We start from the raw sequence: 1,963 nt of genomic DNA on the forward strand, positions 1-1,963 counted from the left end.
GCAGGCGCGCGCCTTTGCCGCCCAGCTTGAACTCGCCATCCAGGCCGACGCCATCGCACTGACGGCCTGAGCCGCGCGGCGCGTTGCGCGTTATCCTGGACAGGCAACACTTTTTTGATCGGAGCACCCATGTACGACTGGCTCAACGCACTGCCCAAGGCGGAACTGCACCTGCACCTGGAAGGTTCGCTCGAACCCGAGCTGCTGTTCCGGCTGGCGCAGCGCAACGGCGTGGCGCTGCCGTGGCCGGACATCGAGTCCCTGCGCGCCGCCTACGACTACGGCAATCTCCAGGAATTCCTGGACCTTTACTACCGCGGCGCGGACGTGCTGCGCACCGAGCAGGATTTCTACGACCTGACCTGGGCCTATCTGCTCAAGTGCCGCGAGCAGAACGTGGTGCACACCGAACCGTTCTTCGATCCGCAGACCCATACCGACCGCGGCGTGCCCTTCGAGGTAGTGTTGGGCGGCATCAGCCAGGCGCTGGAAGACGGCCGCAAGCAGCTGGGCGTGAGCAGCGGGCTGATCCTGAGCTTTCTGCGCCACCTGCCCGAAGAGCAGGCCATGCGCACGCTGGAGGCCGCGCTGCCCCACCGCGACGCTTTCATCGCCGTCGGCCTGGACAGCAGTGAAATGGGCTTTCCGCCGCGCCTGTTCCAGCGCGTGTTCGAGCGGGCCCGCGCCGAAGGATTGCCCGGCGTGGCGCACGCGGGCGAGGAAGGCCCGCCCGAATACATCTGGGAAGCGCTGGACCTGCTGAAGGTGCTGCGCATCGACCACGGCGTGCGCGCCGCCGAAGATCCGGCGTTGATAGCGCGCCTGATCGACCAGCAGATTCCGCTGACCGTCTGTCCGCTATCCAACACCCGGCTGCGCGTGTTCGAGCACATGCGCGAGCACAACATCCTGTCGCTGCTGGATGCGGGCGTGAAGGTCACCGTTAACTCCGACGATCCGGCGTATTTCGGCGGCTACGTCAACGAGAACTTCCACGCGCTGTACGACCATCTGGGCATGTCGCGCGCCCAGGCCCAGGCCCTGGCGGACAACAGCCTGGACGCGCGCATCGTCAAGTAGCAAGCGCGCCCCCGGCCCAGCCATGCGGATTGCGCATGGCAATGTTCGAAACCTGCATGCCTGGCGCGACCCATTCCTCCCTACCATAGTCCGACCGCCGCGGCGCCTGCCGCGGCCGGGCCATGGACCAATACACAAGGGGCAGGATATGAGTCAGTTCGTCCAGGCGGCGCTGCAGGCAGGCACGCTGACCGGCGTGCAGCAGGGCGGCGTTTGCCGCTACAGCGCCATTCCCTATGCGCAGGCGCCTATCGGCCGCCTGCGCTTCGCGCCGCCGCAGCCCGCCGCGTGGCGCGGCAAGCTCGACGCCACCCGGCCGGGAACGGTCGCGCCGCAATTGCCATCGCGCCTGCGCGGCGCCATGGGCGACTTCAACGCCGAACAATCCGAGGACTGCCTGCACCTGACCGTGTGGACGCCGGCCGCCGACGGCAAGCGGCGACCGGTAGTCATATGGCTGCACGGCGGCGCCTGGCAAAGCGGCGGCGGCGCGCTGGACTGGTACGACGGCGCGAACCTCGCGCTGCGCGGAGACGTCGTGGTGGTCGCGGTCAACTACCGGCTGGCGGCGCTGGGCTGGCTGTATGTGCCAGGCCAGACCGCCAACGCGGGCCTGCTGGATCAGGAAGCCGCCATAGACTGGGTGCTGGACAACATCCAGGACCTGGGCGGCGATCCAGAACGGCTCACGGTCATGGGCCAATCGGCGGGCGCGTCCTCGATCTGCGCCATGCTGGCGCGCAAGCCGCGATTCTCCCGGGCCATCCTGCAAAGCGCGGCGCTGGGCCGGGGCTTTCGCAGCGCAGAGCAGGCCGACGCGCTGGGACAGGCCTTCCTGCGGGCCGCGGGCGCCGACTCGCTAGACGCCGCGCGCGAATTGCCC

Annotated in this window: 2 protein-coding genes; both read left to right on the plus strand. The window is 68.5% G+C overall.

Features of this window, described 5'->3' with window-relative positions; translation table 11 throughout:
* Positions 1-129: 129 nt before the first annotated feature.
* Entirely contained in the window at positions 130-1,080 is a 951-nt protein-coding gene (locus VIR09_RS06990; RefSeq protein ID WP_332012217.1) for an adenosine deaminase, read from the plus strand.
* Between the two features lie 148 nt (positions 1,081-1,228).
* Positions 1,229-1,963, plus strand: a 735-nt coding sequence (locus VIR09_RS06995) for a carboxylesterase family protein (RefSeq protein ID WP_332012218.1), incomplete at its 3' end; no start/stop codon positions are given.

The sequence above is a fragment of the Achromobacter sp. genome (assembly GCF_036567245.1).
GTDB lineage: Bacteria > Pseudomonadota > Gammaproteobacteria > Burkholderiales > Burkholderiaceae_B > Achromobacter.

Coding starts and splice junctions, on each gene's coding strand:
- VIR09_RS06990 (WP_332012217.1), top strand. CDS start 130: ATGTACGACTGGCTCAACGCACTGCCCAAGGCGGAACTGCACCTGCAC.